General features: G+C 62.3%; 19 protein-coding genes and 1 riboswitch. Of the genes, 6 read left to right on the forward strand and 13 right to left on the reverse strand.

Annotation, left to right across the window (positions count from 1 at the left end; all coding sequences use genetic code 11):
* Nucleotides 1-13: 13 nt before the first annotated feature.
* The 4 genes from BLJAPNOD_RS04290 to BLJAPNOD_RS04305 all read right to left on the reverse strand — a co-directional run bounded on the left by BLJAPNOD_RS04290 (nt 14) and on the right by BLJAPNOD_RS04305 (nt 4,203).
* Nucleotides 14-1,186 (reverse strand): site-specific integrase, encoded by a 1,173-nt coding sequence (locus tag BLJAPNOD_RS04290; protein WP_115419013.1) that lies wholly within the window; start codon nt 1,184-1,186, stop codon nt 14-16.
* 310 nt (nt 1,187-1,496) lie between these two features.
* Nucleotides 1,497-1,994 (reverse strand): hypothetical protein, encoded by a 498-nt coding sequence (locus tag BLJAPNOD_RS04295; RefSeq protein WP_115419014.1) that lies wholly within the window; start codon nt 1,992-1,994, stop codon nt 1,497-1,499.
* Between the two features lie 89 nt (nt 1,995-2,083).
* Nucleotides 2,084-3,241 (reverse strand): DUF937 domain-containing protein, encoded by a 1,158-nt coding sequence (locus tag BLJAPNOD_RS04300; RefSeq protein WP_115419015.1) that lies wholly within the window; start codon nt 3,239-3,241, stop codon nt 2,084-2,086.
* 449 nt (nt 3,242-3,690) lie between these two features.
* Nucleotides 3,691-4,203 carry a hypothetical protein gene (locus tag BLJAPNOD_RS04305; RefSeq protein WP_115419016.1) on the reverse strand — a complete coding sequence of 171 codons (513 nt, stop codon included), beginning with the start codon at nt 4,201-4,203 and terminating at the stop codon, nt 3,691-3,693.
* A gap of 262 nt (nt 4,204-4,465) precedes the next feature.
* Here BLJAPNOD_RS04305 and BLJAPNOD_RS35560 point away from each other — a divergent pair, with 262 nt between their 5' ends.
* Nucleotides 4,466-4,627 (forward strand): hypothetical protein, encoded by a 162-nt coding sequence (locus BLJAPNOD_RS35560; RefSeq protein WP_171986807.1) that lies wholly within the window; start codon nt 4,466-4,468, stop codon nt 4,625-4,627.
* 498 nt (nt 4,628-5,125) lie between these two features.
* On the opposite strand, the gene BLJAPNOD_RS04315 is transcribed toward BLJAPNOD_RS35560, so the two are convergent.
* The 6 genes from BLJAPNOD_RS04315 to BLJAPNOD_RS35565 form a co-directional block, all read right to left on the reverse strand.
* Nucleotides 5,126-6,433, reverse strand: a complete 1,308-nt coding sequence (locus tag BLJAPNOD_RS04315; protein ID WP_115419018.1) for an amidase — start codon at nt 6,431-6,433, stop codon at nt 5,126-5,128.
* Nucleotides 6,434-6,594: 161 nt separating this feature from the next.
* The gene (locus BLJAPNOD_RS04320; RefSeq protein WP_115419019.1) at nt 6,595-7,401 is read right to left on the reverse strand and encodes a class I SAM-dependent methyltransferase; all 807 of its coding nucleotides are present in this window, start codon (nt 7,399-7,401) and stop codon (nt 6,595-6,597) included.
* Nucleotides 7,398-7,847: a pseudoazurin gene (locus BLJAPNOD_RS04325; protein ID WP_244610998.1), complete on the reverse strand. Its 450-nt coding sequence runs from the start codon at nt 7,845-7,847 to the stop codon at nt 7,398-7,400. The genes BLJAPNOD_RS04320 and BLJAPNOD_RS04325 overlap by 4 nt, the downstream gene beginning before the upstream one ends.
* Entirely contained in the window at nt 7,837-8,652 is an 816-nt protein-coding gene (locus BLJAPNOD_RS04330) for an ABC transporter ATP-binding protein (RefSeq protein ID WP_115419021.1), read from the reverse strand. The genes BLJAPNOD_RS04325 and BLJAPNOD_RS04330 overlap by 11 nt, the downstream gene beginning before the upstream one ends.
* Nucleotides 8,649-9,620, reverse strand: coding sequence for an iron chelate uptake ABC transporter family permease subunit (locus tag BLJAPNOD_RS04335; RefSeq protein ID WP_199565892.1), 972 nt, complete (start codon nt 9,618-9,620; stop codon nt 8,649-8,651). Before BLJAPNOD_RS04335 ends, BLJAPNOD_RS04330 begins: the two co-directional genes overlap by 4 nt.
* Nucleotides 9,621-9,673: 53 nt before the next feature.
* Nucleotides 9,674-10,663, reverse strand: coding sequence for an ABC transporter substrate-binding protein (locus BLJAPNOD_RS35565; protein ID WP_244610999.1), 990 nt, complete (start codon nt 10,661-10,663; stop codon nt 9,674-9,676).
* Nucleotides 10,664-10,893: 230 nt separating this feature from the next.
* Nucleotides 10,894-11,139, reverse strand: a riboswitch (cobalamin riboswitch).
* A 220-nt stretch (nt 11,140-11,359) separates the two neighbouring features.
* Between BLJAPNOD_RS35565 and BLJAPNOD_RS04340 the strand changes: the two genes are divergently transcribed.
* The 3 genes from BLJAPNOD_RS04340 (at nt 11,360) to BLJAPNOD_RS04350 (ending at nt 15,663) form a co-directional block, all read left to right on the forward strand.
* The gene (locus tag BLJAPNOD_RS04340) at nt 11,360-12,922 is read left to right on the forward strand and encodes an alkaline phosphatase (protein ID WP_115419023.1); all 1,563 of its coding nucleotides are present in this window, start codon (nt 11,360-11,362) and stop codon (nt 12,920-12,922) included.
* Nucleotides 12,923-13,123: 201 nt separating this feature from the next.
* Nucleotides 13,124-14,950, forward strand: coding sequence for a translational GTPase TypA (typA, locus tag BLJAPNOD_RS04345; protein ID WP_115419024.1), 1,827 nt, complete (start codon nt 13,124-13,126; stop codon nt 14,948-14,950).
* Between the two features lie 206 nt (nt 14,951-15,156).
* Complete coding sequence (locus BLJAPNOD_RS04350) at nt 15,157-15,663, forward strand: GNAT family N-acetyltransferase (protein WP_077500790.1); 507 nt, start codon at nt 15,157-15,159, stop codon at nt 15,661-15,663.
* 58 nt (nt 15,664-15,721) lie between these two features.
* Here the strand turns inward: BLJAPNOD_RS04350 and BLJAPNOD_RS04355 are convergent, their stop codons facing one another.
* Complete coding sequence (locus BLJAPNOD_RS04355; protein ID WP_115419025.1) at nt 15,722-16,324, reverse strand: hypothetical protein; 603 nt, start codon at nt 16,322-16,324, stop codon at nt 15,722-15,724.
* Between the two features lie 158 nt (nt 16,325-16,482).
* Between BLJAPNOD_RS04355 and ppa the strand changes: the two genes are divergently transcribed.
* Nucleotides 16,483-17,019 (forward strand): inorganic diphosphatase, encoded by a 537-nt coding sequence (gene ppa / locus BLJAPNOD_RS04360; RefSeq protein WP_077500789.1) that lies wholly within the window; start codon nt 16,483-16,485, stop codon nt 17,017-17,019.
* Nucleotides 17,020-17,027: 8 nt separating this feature from the next.
* On the opposite strand, the gene BLJAPNOD_RS04365 is transcribed toward ppa, so the two are convergent.
* Nucleotides 17,028-17,345 (reverse strand): DUF167 domain-containing protein, encoded by a 318-nt coding sequence (locus BLJAPNOD_RS04365; RefSeq protein ID WP_115419026.1) that lies wholly within the window; start codon nt 17,343-17,345, stop codon nt 17,028-17,030.
* Between the two features lie 4 nt (nt 17,346-17,349).
* The gene (locus BLJAPNOD_RS04370) at nt 17,350-17,643 is read right to left on the reverse strand and encodes a YggT family protein (RefSeq protein ID WP_025425107.1); all 294 of its coding nucleotides are present in this window, start codon (nt 17,641-17,643) and stop codon (nt 17,350-17,352) included.
* A gap of 133 nt (nt 17,644-17,776) precedes the next feature.
* Between BLJAPNOD_RS04370 and BLJAPNOD_RS04375 the strand changes: the two genes are divergently transcribed.
* A complete protein-coding gene (locus tag BLJAPNOD_RS04375) occupies nt 17,777-19,018 on the forward strand; it encodes an MFS transporter (RefSeq protein ID WP_077500787.1) in 1,242 nt (413 codons plus the stop codon).
* Nucleotides 19,019-19,029: the final 11 nt, after the last annotated feature.

The raw sequence follows: 19,029 nt of genomic DNA on the forward strand, positions 1-19,029 counted from the left end.
CGGAGCCGCCGCTCTATGTTTCGACATACCTTGCCCATTCACTCATGAGTTCTCGACGTTTTTCAAGGAGATCCCCCCTCCGGTAGGCGGCTTCAACCTTGTTCTCGATAGTATGGGCCAAGGCCATTTCCGCCAGTTCACGTGGAAATGCTGTAGTTTCAGCCGCCCAGTCGCGAAACGACGAGCGGAAACCGTGGACCGTAACCGGCACCTCCATCCGTTCCAGTATTTTTAGGAACACGATGTTCGACATCGGTTTCTCGATCGATCGGCCGGGAAAGATGTATTTGCTGCCGGTGGACAGCTGCTTCGCTGCTTCCAGGATTTCGACGCAATGGTCGGCGAGCGGAACGCGGTGAATACGCTTGGCCTTCATCCGCTCAGCCGGGACGATCCATAGTTTCTCTTTGAAGTCGATTTCGACCCATTCCGCCAGCCGCGCCTCGCCGGTGCGCACGGCGGTCAGGATGAGGAACTCGAACGCTAGCTTGGTGATGGTATTGCTGTTGGTCGCGCGCATGGCGATAATAAATGCGGAGACGTCCGCATAGGCCATAGCTTTATGATGGCGACCCTTGGCCGTTTGTTTGGGCAAGCCGCGAGCAACGCCATCGACTGGGTTGTCTCCGGCACGGTGGCCCGCGGCCTTCGCCCAGTCAAAGATGTTCCCGAGGCGTTGGCGCACCCGGCGCGCGGTTTCCGGCTTGGTCAGCCAGATCGGGGAGAGCACCCGCAATATGTCAGGAGTCTCAACGCGGTCGACCCGCAGGTCGCCGATAGTCGGGAAGGCATATTGGGTTAGGGTGTTGATCCATTGTTGCACGTGCTTGGCATTCTTCCATGTTGGCTTGTGTTCGGCATGGAAGGTTTCAGCGGCTACCTTGAAGGTTGGAATGATCCTCTGGGCAGCACGTTTCGCCGCCAGCGGGTCGCCGCCCTCGCGCGCGACCTTCCGATGTTCGACCGCTTTCTCGCGGGCTTCGGCGAGTGAAACCATACTCAGACCGCCCAAGCCGATGTCCCGACGTTTGCCTTGAACGACGATCCTGAGCAGCCAGCGTTTGGCGCCGGACGGATCGACGACGAGATAGAGACCGTTGCCATCGGCGTATTTGCCGGCGGCCGAAAGATTCTTAATCTTCAGCGCCGATAATGCCTTTTCGGGATGTTTGCCCTGCTGTTTCAAATGCGCATACCAACTGACTTAACCCACAATTTACCCCACAAATAATCAGACACATCGTTGCTCTTCAAGAGACGGTGTTGGACTAAGGTTAAGATTATGCTATTGAAAAATATGCTCTATTGGACGTGTTTGCACATGGCTGCTCTTTAATTAGGCGGCCACCCTCTCCGCCATTGGGACTTTGTCGCCTCGATAGTTGCAATCCCATTGCAGTTCGTCAAACAGGCCCAGGACGGCGTTGCGAATTTCGCAAGGACGTCAGAGGCCGGATTGACCGTGTGTCCGCACCAGCGGTGCGGCAGCGCTTGCGTCATGCGACTTTCAACGCTGCCGATATTTCCGACAAGGTTGCCTTCTCGGCGTCGCTCACCGCCACGCCTCCGAAGCCGAGGAATCCGCCTTCCTTGGCGGCTTCGGCCACGCGCTGGCTGATCTGGTAGAGCCATGCGGTGAAGGCGGCGGCGTCATCCGGTGCCTTGGCCTCGACGACCGTTCGGGCCTGTTGCAGCGTTTCGATGCATCGGGCCTTCATGTCCTCGGGCTTGGAACCCTTGAGCTTTGCCTGCAGACCGTCGCGTGCCGTGGTTCGCCCTTCCGATGTTTCGAAATCGGCGACGAGCGCCTTGACCAGCGGATTTGCCGCGGCGTCCGTCTTTGCCTGCAACAGCGCGCTGCTGTTGGCGAGGCCCTCCTTCAGCATGCCCCACAGGCCGCTTGGCTCCGCCGCGGTCACGGCTATGCCCGCCATCATCACGCTCTCCAGAAGCAGCGTCCATTCGTCCGGGGTGAATGTCGATTTGTCAGCCATGGCTGACCCTCCTTTGTTCGGTGTCTTGAACAGGACAGGGATTGCCGGTGCCCCCAGGGGGCGCCGGCTTCGCGCGGTTGCTTGCGAGGTCAGGCCGAAAGGGCTGCGAGCTTCGTCTTCAGCCCATCGATCGTCGGCTTAAGGATGTCCGAAACGCCGGGAATGGCGAGCACCTTGTCGAACAGGCCATTGAGCGTCGACATCATTGGCGTGATCAGGGCCGCAAGCGCTGCCTTCTGCTCGGCCGAGAGCTGCCCGGCCACGCCGGTGACCTTGTCGAGCCCGGTCGAGACGTCCTCGAGCTTGGGGAGGGCCGCGGTCGCAGATGCAGCGTCGGTAATGCCTGTCAGCGTCGTCTGCAGGCTGGCCACGCCGTCCCGCACCTGCTGGCCGACATCTATGCCGCCCACGGTCAGGCTCGGCGCCGGCGTGCCGGCTTGGGGCGTGACCTGCTCGGGTGTCGCGGCCTGGGGCACGACCTGCTCGCCCGGCCTGCCGAAGAGGTAGAAAAGCAGGCCCGCCAGCACAAGCGCCGCGATCACCCAATAGAGCCAGTTGCGTGACGAGCTCGGAACCGCGGCCGCTGCCGCCCGTTGGCTGGCGGCGCCTGCCGCGGCGGCCGAGGCGGTGGCGCTGCGGGCGGCCTGGTTGGCCGCCTGGGTGGCGGAGGCCGCGGCTGTCTGCGCCGAAGCGCCGATCGAGCCGAGTGACCCGAGCAGGCCGGTGCCGCCAAGCAAATCTCTGACGCCCGCCGGCAATGCGGCGGCGATGTTGTCCTTCTGGCTGGCGAGCAACCCGGCAATGCCGTTGGCGCTCAGGTCTCCGCCGCTCTGTCGGGCGAGACCGCCCATGACGAGGGGGGCAAGCGTTGCGAGCAGCGAGCCGCTCGCTCTTTGATCAATGCCGGAAGCCCCGCCGATGGCGTTTGCAAGCGCACTGCCGTCCTTGGCACCAAACAGCGATGAAATTATCTGTGATCCGCTCTGGGCAAGCGATGTCTGGTCGCCACCTGCAAGCATTCCCATGAGATTGTCGAGCGATCCGCCTTGCTGCTTGGCGGTATCGGCGATTTTTTGCGCGCCGCCCGGTTGGGAGGCTACGCCGGTCAGTCCCGCGAGCACTGCAGGCACGGCAGCGGCGACGGCGCCCTGCACCTTGCTGCTATCGAGGCCCAGCGCCGAGGCGATGCGTGCGATCATGTCAGGGGTAAGCATCTGCGCGATGTAGGAAACAAGATTGCTGGCCATTGGCTTTTCCTCCACGTTGATGTCGCCGAAAAACGACTCTGCACATCGAGCGGGGCTCGACGGCGCGGCAATTGGCTGCAAGCAATTCGCGTTTATCTGATTATCGACTGCGAGATTTGTTCGCCAGGAACCCTAGGCGTCAAAATATTAGCACCTGTGGATGTATTGCGCCAGTTCTTGGCAACCTTGGGCAACAAGGGGGCTTTCGCCAGTGCGAATGCGCGCCTGCATTGCCACGCCGCTACTGCTTGCCCGCCTCGTCTCCCAGAGGGCCGGCACAGAGCGGTGCTCCGGAACATTTGCAACCGGCTTCGGCGGGGCTTCATTTCATCCCCTCTGCCTATCGGCGGCATATTTCAACGCTCAGACAGTTGCGCCGGGCTCACCCGAGGTTCAGCGACCGGCAATGAACTCGTACCTGATCCCTCGCCCAGGTCGTCATGTCCAGATCAGTCTTCATGCGTGCGCAGCCATGTCTCCAGTCCGGCGATCACCGCGAGCCTCAGGCTGGCATTCTTGGCAAGGGCGCGGGCGAGGGATGACCCATCGGACAAAAAGCCCATCTCACCCATCACGTCGTCGGGTTTCAACCGGCGTTTCGCCATGATCGCCTTGATACGCGTGATGGTGGAAGGAAGCAGGTAACGGCCACTGGCGATGGGGGCTCCTGCCGGGACGGGGGGAAGAGAAGCAGTGTCGGCGACGGGCGTTTGAGAGGCCGTGGGCAACACGCCTGATATCGCCAGCCATGTGAGGAAGCCCTCGCGCTCGCCGGGTGTCGCCTTTGCCCACGAATTCTTCAGCTTCTCCAGGCGGGTGCGCTGCGGCTTCAGGCCGGCAATGACAAGCGCCTTGCGCAAGGAGGAGATCCTGCCCGCCAATACGTCGCCGTAGATGTCGGGAAATTCCGCCTTCAATCGCTGCTCGTAATGGGCGTTATCGCGTTTCGGCTTCTTCGACATGTTCAGTTCCGGCGTTTATCTCCAGCGTCCTCTAGCGCGCGGGGAGGGAGAGGGCGAGGAAAAAGGTCGATGGCGCCATGTCGCGCTGATATCGGACCACCCGTTTCGAGAAGATCGGGTGAATGAAGCGAATAGGTAGTAGGGACGCGGCGCGCCAAGCAGGGCGTCATGTCCCCGTTCGTCCGTCAAGCTTTGCACAAGTCGGCCCTCGTACCATCGCGTCAAGAGCCGGGATGTGACACGGCGAACAAAGGACAATGATATGTCAAACGATGTCGAGCATTATGCCGATCCGCAGGATGCGGCCGTTGCCCTCTTCCTCACCAACAACGACGGCGAAGAGCTGACCAATGTGCTGGTCGCAGCACTCGAAGATGCGTTCCGTATCCTTCGTGACGAGGTTTCCGGCGAAACGATGCACTGAGGCGGGTCGCTTCAATCGAAGTGACAGAATTAAAGCTGTCGTCAACGTCGTATGGTCGCGCCAGAAACGCGGTTCGCCGGCGTGGCTGGCTCACACTTCTGCAGTACCCGTGCATGGGCCGAACAACAACTATTGCTTGTTAGCGGCGCGAAACTCCCCCTAATGATGCCAGGCTGAGAATCATTGCGAGGAGGCTATCGAGATTCTTCGGCTATCAATGGCTCGCTTACCCAGCTGTCTTTGTTCTCACCTGCGTGATCATTTCTCAAGCGCTGAATGTCGGGTTGGTTGAGATGATCGTTCTGCAGAATTTGGGATGGAACGCGGCCGTTTTTCTGGCCGGCGGATTGTGGGTGGCGTATCTCAAAAGTTCAGCTCGGGTGAGGAACACCTTCGTACGCTGAACACCGCGTTTTCTCCGGGGCGCGCTCTGGTCTGCGACCGGAGGCGGCGACAAATCGAGCGGCCAGGGGTTGCGAACACCGATCGTTGGCGTTTTCATTTTTGCCGCAACAACGCCTCCACCGAAGCCGCAACCGCCAGCAGCATCCTGTCCGTTCCGTTCCTGCCCACCAGCATCAGCCCGGCCGGCCGGGTCAGTCCCGGCATCGGCAAGGTTATGGCGGTGAGGTCGAACTGGTTTGCGACCTGGCAGTTGCGCAAGAGCAGTCCCTCGACACGATCGTATTCCGCTTTGTCCACCTCGACAGAGGCGATCGAAACGGCGGCGATCGGCGTGGTCGGCAAGACGATGAGGTCGCAGGCTGAGAGCCGTTCGTCCATGGTGCGTGCCAGGCCCGCTCTGGTCTCCAGCAGCGCATCGAGCGCAGCCTGCGGCGTCAACAAACGGCGCCGGAGCGTCGATGAAACCCTGGCATCGACAGGTGCGTCCTCATCCGAAAGCCAGTCGGCATGCACCCGGCTCGCCTCGAGGCCGGCGATAGAGCCGATCGCGGTCGCCTCCCTCAACCGATCAATTAAATCGTCGATACCGCAATCGACAAGCACGGCGCCGGCAGCCGTGAGGTGGTCGAGACTGGCGGCGAAGGCCGTGGCAATTTCGGCAGAGAGGCCGGCCAGGAGCTGGCCGCGCGGCACCCCGATACGCAGGCCGGCGATTGGACGAGGCGCAAGCTCTGCCGCCGGCTCGCCAGCCATAATGGCATCGGCAGCTGCGCAATCGGCAACGCTGTGGGCCAGCGGACCGATCGAATCGAGGCTCGGCGCAAGCGGGAAGGCGCCGTCGAGTGGGATACGGCTGGCGGTCGGCTTGAAGCCGACAAGGCCGTTCAGCGCCGCCGGAATGCGCACGGAGCCGCCGGTGTCCGAGCCGATGGCGATGTCGCAGGTTCCCTCCGCCGCTGACACGGCGGCACCCGAGGACGAACCGCCGGGGACCAGGCTTTCATCGGTCGCGTTGCCGGGCACGGGATAATGGGGATTGAGCCCAACCGCGGTGAAGGCGAATTCGGTCATGTGGGTCTTGCCGACGATCACTGCGCCGGCGGCACGCAGTCTCTCGACGACGACGGCGTCCTGTTGCGGCACGGCTGCCGTGCGCTTGATGATCGAGCCGGCGAGCGTCGGTTCGCCGACAACGTCGAAAAGATCCTTGATCGACACGATCCTGCCGTCGAGCGGCCCGAGCGTGGCGCCGGTCTGCCGACGGTGATCGGCGGCATCGGCTTCGGCGCGTGCGCTCTCGGCATAGAGTTTGACATAGGTTTTTTCGCTGTCCCGGCGGGCATCGAGCCTTGCCAGGATCTGTTCGAGGTGATCACGCACGGGAGTGTTCGATTGGGACACGATGAGGAACCTGCCGGTATCTGCCGTCGCCGGGCGGCGCGTTGAAGCGTTGCGTCTGTTGCCGGCGCAATGTCGCCGTCAGCCAAGACGGCAATCTTCATAGCAGGGCTTTCGGCAAATGCCACGAGGTTGCCGGCGCGCTCCCCATGCAACCCGAAGATTCACCCGGGTTTGTGGGCGCAAAGAATGAAGCGGCGATAGACGAACGTGCGCAGGCAGTTGCGCAAATTTGCAGTCTTGCGCTGTGCCGCGGCGATCGGCTGGTGGGACGCGTGCTCGACGGTCACGAAGCCGACGGCCTTCAGCATCGGCAGCAATGTTTCGACCGCCAGGCCGTCTCCGAAGGGCAGGTTTTGCATGATAGCCGCGTGCCGATCGCTGAGTGCGCCGTCATAGTGATTGTCGGGGCCGATCATCCGATCGATCTGGCGGATCGCCCAGGACGCCAGGCGCCCGACCGTGGTCGGCTTCGCCCAGTCGCCGTCGAAGACCAGCAGCCTGCCACCTGGCTTCAACAGGCGGAACCATTCGCCAAGCGTCGACTGTGGCTGGGTCAATGTCCACACCAGATGGCGGCAGACGATGGCGTCATAGTGCTCGTCCGGCTCCATGGTGTTTTCGGCGTCGGCCAGCAGGAAGCGCAGGCGCTTTTTGCCCGCATGCTTTTTCCGGGCGACTGCAAGCATTGCCTCGGAGAAATCGAGTGCCGTGACGTCGTGGCCGAGGTCGTGGATCAGCCGCGTCACCTCACCGGTGCCGCAGGCAAGCTCGAGCACCTGCAGCGGCTCGGCCCCGAGAAAGTCACGCACCGGCTTCTGCCAGGCATCGAATTCCGGACCAGGCGGGATGCGGTGGCCAAAGGCGAGGTCGAAGGTTTCCGAGCGTTTCGACCAATAGTCGCGGATCTCGTCCTTGAGGTCGAAATTTGCCCGAACGTCCGGCCCGGTGCCTTCGGCCAGCTCGCTCATTGTGCCGCTTTCGGCTGATCGATGCGGGCGAAGATCGCATCGAAGCGGCCGCGCGCCCGGCCGGGAACGTCAGTCTTGCGAAAGGCTTCGGTCAATTCGGCATCGCCCACCTTGATCAGCATCACCATGCCCATGGCGAAATGCGGCGAGCACTTGATACCGTAGAAGCCTGGCGTGTCGAAGGTAACCTCGATCTCCTCGTTGATCTGGCCCTTGAATCCGGCGTAGCCCTCGGGAACCATGCCGTCGATCGAGGCGGCGTTGTGGCTCTTGTGCCCGACACGAAACTTGACGGTGCCGCCGGGTTTCAGCTCGACATAATCAGGCTCAAAGACCATCGAGCCGTTCTCGCCGCGATTGAGCATTTTCACTTCGATCGTCTCGGCAAGCGCCGGTGTGGCAGCAAGCCCGAGGGCAATGAGGGTGGCGGCGATCTTAACGCGCATGGTCATGTCTCTTCATGGTGTCGGATATCAGATGCAGCTTTGGCCGCGGGCGCCGGTAGCGCACAAAGCACGCGCCGTCCTCGTCGCGCTCGACCGTCGCCGCAACGCCGAAGACCGCGAAGATGCGGTCTTCCGTCAGGATCTCCGCCGGCGTGCCCAGCGCAACGATGCGACCGCGATCCATGACGGCGATGCGGTCGCAGAAGACGGCGGCGTGGTTGAGGTCGTGCAAGGCGGCAACGACCGTCAGCAGCTGTGCGCGGACGAGTTCCAGCAGGCCGATCTGGTGGTGGATGTCGAGATGATTGGTCGGTTCGTCGAGCAGCAGGATCTGCGGCTGTTGCGCCAGCGCCCGGGCTATATGCAGGCGTTGACGTTCGCCACCCGACAGCGTGTGCCACAGGCGATCGGCAAAATCACTCATGCCGACATGCTCAAGTGCGCCGTCGACGATATCGGTATCGCGGCTCGACCAGGGCGAAAGCGCGCCGAGATGCGGCGTGCGGCCAAGCTCGACCGCCTGGCGGGCGGTGATGCGTTCGGTGGTTTCCGCCTGCTGTTCGACCAGAGCAATGCGTTGGGCGATATCGCGCCGGCGGGCTTGAGCAAGCGGGCGGCCTTCGAGACTGACGATGCCGGATTTCGGCGGGTGAATGCCGGCGAGCAGCGAGATCAGGCTGGTCTTGCCGGATCCGTTCGGACCGATGATCCCGAGGAATTCACCCGGCATGACCTCAAGATCGACGGCATCGACGATCAGCCGGCCGCCAGCCGACCAGGAGACAGTTTCGGCCTTGAGTGTCATGACGCGGCCCTCCCGCGGCTGAGGATGAGGGCGAAGGCCGGGGCGCCGACGAGGGCGGTGATCACGCCGATCGGCAGCACCTGACCGGGAATGATGACCCGCGACAATATATCGGCCGCGATCATGAAGATCGCCCCGGTAAGCGCGGCTGCCGGCAGTAGAAGGCCGTGGCGCACGCCGACCAGGAAGCGCGCCGCGTGCGGGATGACCAGGCCGACGAAGCCGATGGAGCCGACGATGCTGACCATCACCGCCGTCATCAGCGCGGTTGCCGAAATCAGGGTGACATAGATGCGCTTCACCGGGATGCCGAGCGAGGCCGCCGATTCCGCACCGAAGGTGAAGGCGTCGAGCGCGCGGGCGTGCCAGAGGCAGACGAGAAGGCCGCCGAGCGCCACCGGCAGCGCCAGCGCCACATCCGGCCAGCGCACGCCCGAGAGATTGCCGAGCAGCCAGAACATGATGCCGCGGGCCTGCTCGGCATTGGCCGATTTGGTGACGATGAAGGAGGTGAGCGCGTTGAAGAGCTGCGAGCCGGCGACGCCTGCGAGAATGATGGCGCCGGTGCCGCGACCGGCTCGGAGCGCCAGCAGCGAGACCAGCGCGAAGGCGAAGACCGCGCCGAAGAAGGCGCCGAGCGACAGCGTCAGCATGCCCGCGCCGATGCCGAGAATGGCGACGGCGACGGCACCGGTCGATGCGCCGGCGGAAATGCCGAGGATATAGGGGTCGGCCAGGGAATTGCGGAGCAATGCCTGCAGCACCACGCCGCAGAGCGAAAGTGCCGCCCCGCAGCAGGCGGCCACCACCGCGCGGCTGAGGCGGTAGTTCCAGATGATGCCCTCGTCGATCGCATCGAGCGGGTAACCGGCACCCCACAAACGGTTGGCGACGGTCTTGCCGACGACGTCGAGCGGAATGGCGGTTTCGCCGATGGCGGCTCCGAGCGCCAGCGCCAGGAAAAGCATTGCGAGCGCCGTCAGGACGGCGCCCGTTCGATTGATCGAAAGAGGCCTAAACCTCACTTCGCCAGGCCGGCTTTTTCGACCGCGTCGGCAAGCACCTCGATGCCCTCGATCGTGCGGATCGTCGGGTTCATCGCCTGTGCGTCCATGACGACGATATGGTCGGCCTTGACCGCCGGCATCAGGCTGGTGACCGGGTCGGACTTCAGGAACTTCATCTTCAGCTCCCAATCGTCGGCCGGGAAGCGGCGTCGATCCATCTTGCCGATGACCACGATCTTCGGGTCGGCCTTGGCGATGGTCTCCCAGCCGATGGTCGGCCATTCCTCTTCGGTCGAGACGACATTCTTGATGCCGAGCGCCGACAGGATGTAGCCGGGCGCGCCATTGGTGCCGGCGACATAGGGGTCGATGTCCATCTCGGCGCTGGAGAACCAGAAGATCGCCGACAGCTTGCCGTCGGCACTGGCGATCTTGCCGCGGGCGGCGTCCTCGCGCGCCTTCAGCTTGGCGATCAGCGCTTCGCCTCGATCCTGCACGTCGAAGATCTCGGCGAGCTCAGCGATCTCCTGGTAGATCAGGTCCATCGAAAAGGCATTGTGGCGCACGCCGTCGCCGCCGGCCGAATTGTCCTTGGCGGCGCAATCGGCAGGAGAGACATAGACGGGGATCGACAGTTCGGCGAACTGCTTCGGCGTGGCGACGATGCCTTCCGGCCCGACATGCCACTGGAACTGTGCGGTCACCAGATCCGGCTTGGTGGCGACGACGCTTTCGAAACTCGGGTCGTTGTCGGCAAGCCGCGGCACCTTGCTGTTGACGTCCTCGTAGCCGTCGATAACAGGGCCGATCCACACGGCGGTGCCGACGACCTTGTCTGCCAGGCCAAGAAGATAAAGAATTTCCGTGGTGCTCTGACCGATCGAGGCGGTGCGCGTCGGCGCCGCCTTAAAGGTAACCTCCTGGCCGCAATTCTTTAAGGTCAGGGGGTAGCTCGTCGCGGCCGAAAGAGCGGTCGAGGGAGCGACGGTCAGAAGCAGGGCCACGGAAACGGCTAGGGATGGGCAATGGCGCCCGACGGCATTCAAAATGGCTTTCAAGGGAATTCTCTCTTCTCGTGAGCTGCAAAGGGTCAGCCGAAGCGGCGACAGTCGGCCGGGCGATTTTCGGGAGACAATCGATCGCGAACGTCGAGAAGGACGGGGATAGGGCGCGCAAAGCCGCCGGATATGCGGATCATGGACAACTCCTGTTCCGGGCAACCCCGCCCGTGACGTTGGATCTTCTGCTTGACGGCAGGTCTCCTGGCTCGCGGATGGAGCGCTTTCCACCTGCCTTCCCGCAACGCGTGTGACGCGATCGCAGTGGCATGGCGCGCTGTCGCGCCACTGGGGTGTCCGGCATTCCGCTTACAGTTGCGGGGGCAGCCACGGTCTCGGTCCCTTTTGGGTCGTCCTCACCGTGTTCCCTATTAATCCCCGTCGGAGTCATCCTTCGGGGAACCGTCGACGCTACCCTTAGTGGCCCGGTCGGCGTTGCGTCAACCCGACAGGCGACGGAAAAGGCACGGCTACGCTCGTGTCGGGGCGGGTTACCGTAAAGCGTGGCACGGTGCCGTGTTCACCGAAATGTCGCGAAACCGTTCAAATAGTTTCATGCCGCTGTTAAGCCGCTGACATCAGTCTGGCCAAAGGTCCGGCACGCGAAACACAGCGTTCGCGAGGCTCGAACCGGAGGCTTGTTTGGCCGAAATCCTCACCACGCTCACCCGCCGCTCATTCCTTCTGTCTGCCGGTGCCGCCGGCCTCGTGGCGTCCTCCGGTCTTGCAACGCCGTTTTATGCCCGTGGCTATGGCCGGCCGGAATTCATCCATGGTGTGCAGTCGGGGGATGTCGACACACGCTCCGGCATGGTGTGGACGCGGGTCGACAGGCCGTCGCGGGTGACGCTTGAATATTCGACGACCGAGAGCTTTTCCGATCCGGTTCGCCTCGCGGACCTCACGGCGACACCACAGACGGATTGCGCGGTGAAATGCGCACTCGACAATCTCCTGCCCGACCAGGACATCTTCTATCGCTTCACCGCGACCGATCTTTATGACGTCAACCGGGTGTCGGAGCCGGTCATCGGCCGGTTTCGCACCGCGCCGTTGCGCAAGCGCTCGATCCGCTTCGTCTGGTCCGGCGATACCGCCGGCCAGGGCTGGGGCATCGACGATGTCGGCATGAAGACCTATTCGACCATGCGCCTGCACGAGCCGGACTTCTTCATCCATTCCGGCGACACGATCTACGCCGACAACCCCATTCCCGACGAAATCTCACTGCGAGACGGCGGCGTCTGGAAGAACCGGGTGGTGACGCATGAGAAGCGCGACGTGGCGCGCACGCTCGAGGAGTATCGCGGCCAATGGAAGTACAATTTGCTCGATGAGCATGTCCGCGACCTCAACGCCGTCTGCCCGACTTTCTATCAATGGGACGATCATGAGGTTCTGAACAACTGGTCGGCCTCGACGGATCTTCGCGACGATCCGCGCTATCCGGAAAAGGACGTTTCGGTCTATGCCGCCCGCGCCGCGCGGGCGTTTCACGAGATGACACCGATCCGCAACGTCCCGACGCAGCCCGGCCGCATCTTCCGCAAGATCGCCTATGGGCCGCTGCTCGATGTCTTCTTCGTCGATCTCCGGTCCTATCGCGGCCCCAATCAGGGGGAGGGCGATGAGGGCCTCTTCGGCTGGCGGCAGGCGGACTGGCTGAAGCGGGAGCTGGCCGCCTCGCGGGCCGTCTGGAAGGTGATTGCCTGCGACATGCCGATCGGCCTCGTCGTCTGGGACGACTACGCCAACAGGCGCGGTTCCGACGCCATCGCCAACGGCGATAATGGTCCGCCGACCGGACGCGAAACCGAATTCGCAGACCTGCTGCGTTTCATCAGGGACAATGCCATCGACAACCTCGTCTGGCTGACGGCGGACGTGCATTACACCGCTGCGCATCACTACGACCCGTCGCGCGCAGCCTTCAAGGATTTCCTGCCGTTCTGGGAGTTCGTCTCCGGCCCTTTGCATTCCGGCACCTATGGTCCGAAGGAGCTGGACATGACGTTCGGCCCGGACGTGCGCTTCATCAAGGCATCCGGCGGAGGCGTCGACAGCAACCTGCCGCCATCCGCCGGGCTGCAGTTCTTCGGGATCGTCGATATCAACGGCCAGACCAGGCAGATGACCGTGCGCCTGATGGATCGCCAAGACCAGGAACTGTGGCGCGTGACGCTCGATCCGGCCGCGGTCGCATGAGCGTTTTGGCTTTCGCTGATACCTTTCCAAACCCGGCTGGCGCGACCCTTTCCGGTTGCAAACCCATGGCCCGTCGGGACTTCGGAGCCGGTCTCTCTTGCGCGCCCCCCTTTCGCAATCGCAAAAAAACCTGTATGAGCCCGACCATTGAAAAAGCGGCGTGGCCCATTGGGGCGTGCCCTAAACCTTCCGAGACGAAAAATGAGCATTCGTAACATCGCGATTATCGCGCACGTCGACCATGGGAAAACGACCCTTGTCGACGAGCTTCTGAAGCAGTCGGGCTCGTTCCGCGAAAACCAGCGCGTTGCCGAACGCGTCATGGACTCCAACGACATCGAAAAAGAGCGCGGCATCACCATTCTCGCCAAGGCAACGTCGGTCGAGTGGAAGGGCGTGCGCATCAACATCGTTGATACCCCCGGCCACGCCGACTTCGGCGGCGAAGTCGAGCGCATCCTGTCGATGGTGGACGGCGCCATCGTCCTCGTCGACGCCTCTGAAGGCCCGATGCCGCAGACGAAGTTTGTCGTCGGAAAGGCGCTGAAGGTCGGCCTGAAGCCGATCGTCGCGATCAACAAGATCGACCGCCCGGATGGACGCCACGAAGAAGTTATCAACGAAGTCTTCGACCTCTTTGCAAACCTCGACGCCACCGACGAGCAGCTCGACTTCCCGATCCTTTACGGTTCGGGCCGCGATGGCTGGATGAACGTCGCACCTGAAGGTCCGAAGGACCAGGGCATGGCGCCGCTTCTCGACCTCGTGTTGAAGCACGTTCCCGAGCCGACGGTTGCCGAAGGTCCGTTCCGCATGATCGGCACCATTCTCGAAGCAAACCCCTTCCTCGGCCGCATCATCACCGGCCGCATCCATTCGGGTTCGCTGAAGCCGAACCAGCCGGTCAAGGTGCTCGGCCAGGACGGCAAGCTGCTCGAAACCGGTCGTATCTCGAAGATCCTCGCCTTCCGCGGCATCGAGCGTCAGCCGATTGAAGAAGCGCATGCAGGCGACATCGTCGCGATCGCCGGCCTGACCAAGGGCACCGTCGCCGACACCTTCTGTGACCCGTCGGTCACCGAAGCGCTGACCGCACAGCCGATCGACCCGCCGACCGTCACCATGTCCTTCATCGTCAACGACAGCCCGCTTGCCGGCACCGAAGGCGACAAGGTCACGAGCCGCGTCATCCGCGACCGTCTGTTCAAGGAAGCCGAAGGCAACGTTGCGCTGAAGATCGAGGAATCCTCCGAGAAGGATTCGTTCTTCGTCTCCGGTCGCGGCGAATTGCAGCTCGCGGTTCTGATCGAAACCATGCGCCGCGAAGGCTTCGAACTCGCCGTTTCGCGTCCGCGCGTCGTCATGCACAAGGATGACAACGGTCAGCTGCTCGAGCCGATCGAAGAAGTGGTCATCGACGTTGACGAGGAGCATTCCGGCGTCGTCGTTCAGAAGATGTCCGAACGCAAGGCCGAGATGGTCGAGCTTCGTCCGTCCGGCGGCAATCGCGTTCGTCTGGTGTTCTTCGCTCCGACCCGCGGCCTGATCGGCTACCAGTCGGAACTGCTGACGGATACGCGCGGCACGGCGGTCATGAACCGTCTGTTCCACGCCTACCAGCCGTACAAGGGCGAGATCGGTGGCCGCGTCAACGGCGTGCTGCTCTCCAACGATGCCGGTGAATCGGTCGCCTATGCCATGTTCAACCTGGAAGACCGCGGCCCGATGATCATCGAAGCCGGCGAAAAGGTCTATGCCGGCATGATCATCGGCATCCACACGCGCGACAACGACCTCGAAGTCAACGTGTTGAAGGGCAAGAAGCTCACCAACATGCGCGCATCGGGCAAGGACGAAGCCGTCAAGCTGACGCCGCCGATCCGCATGACGCTCGAGCGGGCGCTGTCCTGGATCCAGGACGACGAGCTGGTCGAAGTGACGCCGAAGTCGATCCGTCTGCGCAAGATGTACCTCGACTCGAACGACCGTAAGCGCTTCGAGAAGTCGCGCACGGCCGGCGCGGCTTAAGCCCTTCCGACAAAAACGAGCAATTTTCAAAACCCCGGAGCGATCCGGGGTTTTTTGCTGTGTGTGCCAGCGGGGGGCGGCTTGCGGATAAAGTTAAAAAGGCGTTAACCTTCCACAGGATGCCGTTAAAGTTGCCTGTGGGTTAACGCGACGCGGCTCCCGGGCGGGATTCCTGTTCGCCCTGTGTGTGTTTAGAGTCGTGAGTCATGAAGACTGTTTCGATCGAGGTCAGGCCTGGGGAACCGCAAGAGGCGGCGGCAATTGCCGACGTGCATCGCGTTTCATGGCTGCAGACCTATGGCGGCATCATTCCGCACCGCCCGCTGGTCCAGATGGTCAATCGTCGAGACGAGGTCTGGTGGCGTAAGGCGACGCGGGGTCCGGCGACCCTGCTGGTCGTCGACGTGGCGGGAACGATTGCCGGATATGCCACCCTCGGCCTCAGCCGCGCCAAGGCGCTGCCGCAGGAAGGCGAAATCTACGAGATCTACCTGCGTCCGGAATACCAGGGTATCGGCCTGGGACGGGTTCTGTTCGGCGAAGCCAAGAGCCTGCTGCGCTCGCTCGGCTGCCAGGGGCTGGTCGTCTGGTGCCTCGAAGACAGCGATCACGCCTATCAGTTCTTCCAGGGCGCCGGCGGCAGCGATATTGCCGAGGGCATGGAAGATTTCGGCGACAAGCACCTCAAGAAGGTCGGCTTCGCCTGGAACTGACGCCCGCCGTGCAAGGTTTCTCCGGCTTTCGCGGTAGCGGCAGCCACTCTTTCAAGAATCACTCCGGCAGTTCGTTGTTGGGTTCGGCGGCCTTGTCACCGCGCGTGCCGTGGAATGTCGCCTGGTCGACGCCGCAGCGAAATCTCGGTGCCACCTCGTCGGCGACCTTGCGGGCGATCGTATTGGGGTCCGGGTTGGCAAGCGCATCGACATAACCGGCGACGCAGCCCTTGCCGTCGCCCTTCTCGGCCACCTTGGAGACGACCAGAACCTGCCCTTCGAGTCCCGGCACCGATTCACCGGTCTTCGGATCGGGGTTTTCGATGATCCAGCGCAGAATTGTCGCAACCGCGGTGCCGCCCTTGGCGACGCGCCATTCCACCATGGTGCCAGCGTGGTTGAAGGGGATGAAGCTCTCGAATGCCCCGTCGAGGTATTCCTTGCCGATATGGCCGAAGGAGAAGCTCTGACGAACATCAATCTCCTTGAAGTGGACAGGATAGTCGCCGTAACCCGGGCAGGTCATCAGGGCGTACATGCCCGGCTCCTCGGCAATCGTCTTGCACCTGTCGCGGCTGACGTCGACATAGACGCTGTCATTGGCAATGGCCGGTCCGGCGAACACCAGGACAAGCGACAGGCATGCAACCTTTCCGTTCATCATGACCTCCCTTCGACAGGATTTTGCGGTCTGTCCCGGCCATTCGACCACGACAAAACGACCGGTTGAATCTGCGTTGCGGACGAAAGTTATATTGCATCGCGGCATGTTTCCCTTTATCCGACGGGCAAACGTCCCAACTGACCCTGGAGTAGTCCATGCGCATTGACGCGATTTCCATCGGAAAGAATCCACCAGAAGATGTCAACGTGATCGTTGAGGTTCCCGTTGGCGGCCATCCCATCAAGTATGAGATGGACAAGGAAGCTGGCACGCTCGTCGTCGACCGTTTCCTCTACACGCCGATGCACTATCCGGGGAACTACGGCTTCGTGCCGCACACGCTTTCCGACGATGGCGATCCGATCGACGTCCTGATCTGCAACACCCGTCCGCTCGTTCCGGGCTGCGTCATCAACGTGCGCCCGATCGGCGTGATGATGATGGAAGACAACTCCGGCAAGGACGAAAAGATCATCGCGGTTCCGTCGGGCCACCTGACGCAGCGCTACGACAAGGTGCATGAATACACCGACCTGCCGGAAATCACGCTCAAGCAGATCGAGCATTTCTTCGAGCACTACAAGGATCTGGAGCCCGGCAAGTGGGTCAAGATTTTTGGCTGGAAGGATGCCGCCGTTGCCAAGCAGCTGATCAAGGAAGCTGTCGAGCGCGCCGCGAACGAAAAGAAGTAATTTTCAGCTCATTTGCCGACCAGCTCGGCAAGTCGCTTCAAAACATCCTCCGGGTCGGCATCGATCCGGAGGATTTTTTTGCGCTGCGTTTCGCCTGAAAGGAAGGAAATGCGGTTCTTGGCAATGCCGATCTCCTTGGCGAGAACGGCGATCAGGGCCTGGTTGGCCTTGCCCTTTTCCGGAATGGCGCGCACGCGGACCTTGAGATGGTCCTGCCCGTCGGCGCCACTCTCCACCCCATCGATCCCGTCGCGTCCGCCGTTCGGTGTCAGCCGGACGGTGACGCGCACGTGATCGTCGTGGGCGGTAAACGCTTGGGTCGTCAATTTATCAGCGCAGCAGCGCCGGTGCGATCGTCGTGTTCAGGAACAGCTGGATGAAATAGAGGATCACCAGCACCACCAGCGGCGAAAGATCGACGCCGCCCATATTGGGCAGCACCCGGCGGATTGGGCGATAGAGCGGCTCGGTCAGCTGGTAGAGCGAGCGGCCGATCATGTTGATCGCCTGGTTGTTCACGTTGATGACGTTGAACGCGTAGAGCCAGGAAAAGATGGCGGACGCGATGATCAGAAACCACGCGATGTTGATAATAAAGTTCAAGGTGCCGATGACAGCAATCATGCCGGTCTCCAAATCGTTATTGACAGACATGTAGACATTGAGACCTAAACGAGCAAGTACGCCGATTTGCCGTGCGCGATCATGTTTAATGCGGATCGGACAAAGATCGGTACCATCGAGGAGCGCTTCCCCCATGTCTGCCGTTCATACCACCCACCGCTTCGCGGCCTTCCGGCATGTCGGTTATCGCAGATACTTCTTCTCGCGCTTCCTTGCCTACTTCGCCATCCAGATCATTTCGGTTGCGGTCGGCTGGCAGATCTACGATCTGACGCGCGATCCGTTCGATCTCGGTCTGATCGGTCTTTTCCAGTTCCTGCCGTCTCTGGTGCTGATTCTCGTCACCGGCTCGGTTGCCGACCGCTACAACCGTCGCATGATCATGGGTGTCTGCATGGTCGTCAGCACGCTGTGCGCCGTGGCGTTGCTAATGCTGACGGTCACCGGGCTTTTCTCGCCCTGGCCCGTCTATGCGATCCTGGTCGTCTTCGGTATCGAGCGGGCCTTTCTGGCGCCAGCCTCGCAATCTCTGGCGCCCAATCTGGTGCCGCCGGAAGACTTGCCCAATGCGATCGCCTGGAACTCGACATCCTGGCAGACGGCGATGATCGTCGGTCCGGTTGCCGGCGGTCTGATCTACGGCTTCGGCTCGGTTGCGCCCTACGCTGTCGGCGTGTGTTTCTTTGCCGCGGCGGCACTGATGGTGTTTGCCATCCCGAAACCGGCGGCGCGCTCCAAGGCGCCGGTGCAGAGCTGGGAGACGATCACCGCAGGCTTTCGCTATATCAAGGCGGAGAAGGTGGTGCTGGGTGCGATCTCGCTCGATCTCTTCGCGGTGCTGCTCGGTGGCGCCGTCGCGCTGATGCCGGTGTTCGCTCGCGACATCCTCGATCTCGGCCCATGGGGCCTGGGGCTGCTGCGCGCCGCCCCCGGCGTCGGCGCCGTCGGCATGGCCATCTGGCTGGCCGCCCATCCCATTCGTCACCGTGCCGGCATGCTGATGTTCACCGGTGTGGCGCTCTTCGGCCTCGGCACCGTCGTCTTCGGCCTGTCGGCAACGCCTTGGGTATCGATCGCGGCCCTCGTGGTTATGGGTGCTGCCGACATGATCTCGGTTTATGTGCGCGAAATCCTGATCACGCTGTGGACGCCGGACGAGCTGCGTGGCCGCGTCAACGCCGTCAACATGGTGTTCGTCGGTGCCTCCAACGAGCTCGGCGAATTCCGGGCCGGCATGATGGCCTCCGGCTTCGGTGCGGTCTTTGCCGTTGCGTTCGGCGGTGCTGGTACGTTGCTGGTGTCGGTGCTCTGGGCGCTCGGCTTCCCGCAGCTGCGCAAGATCGACACGCTCGACGTGCCGGAGCATCGTCGCTAGCGTTGGGGTTT

The sequence above is a fragment of the Ensifer sp. M14 genome, assembly GCF_003355565.1.
Lineage (GTDB): Bacteria > Pseudomonadota > Alphaproteobacteria > Rhizobiales > Rhizobiaceae > Ensifer.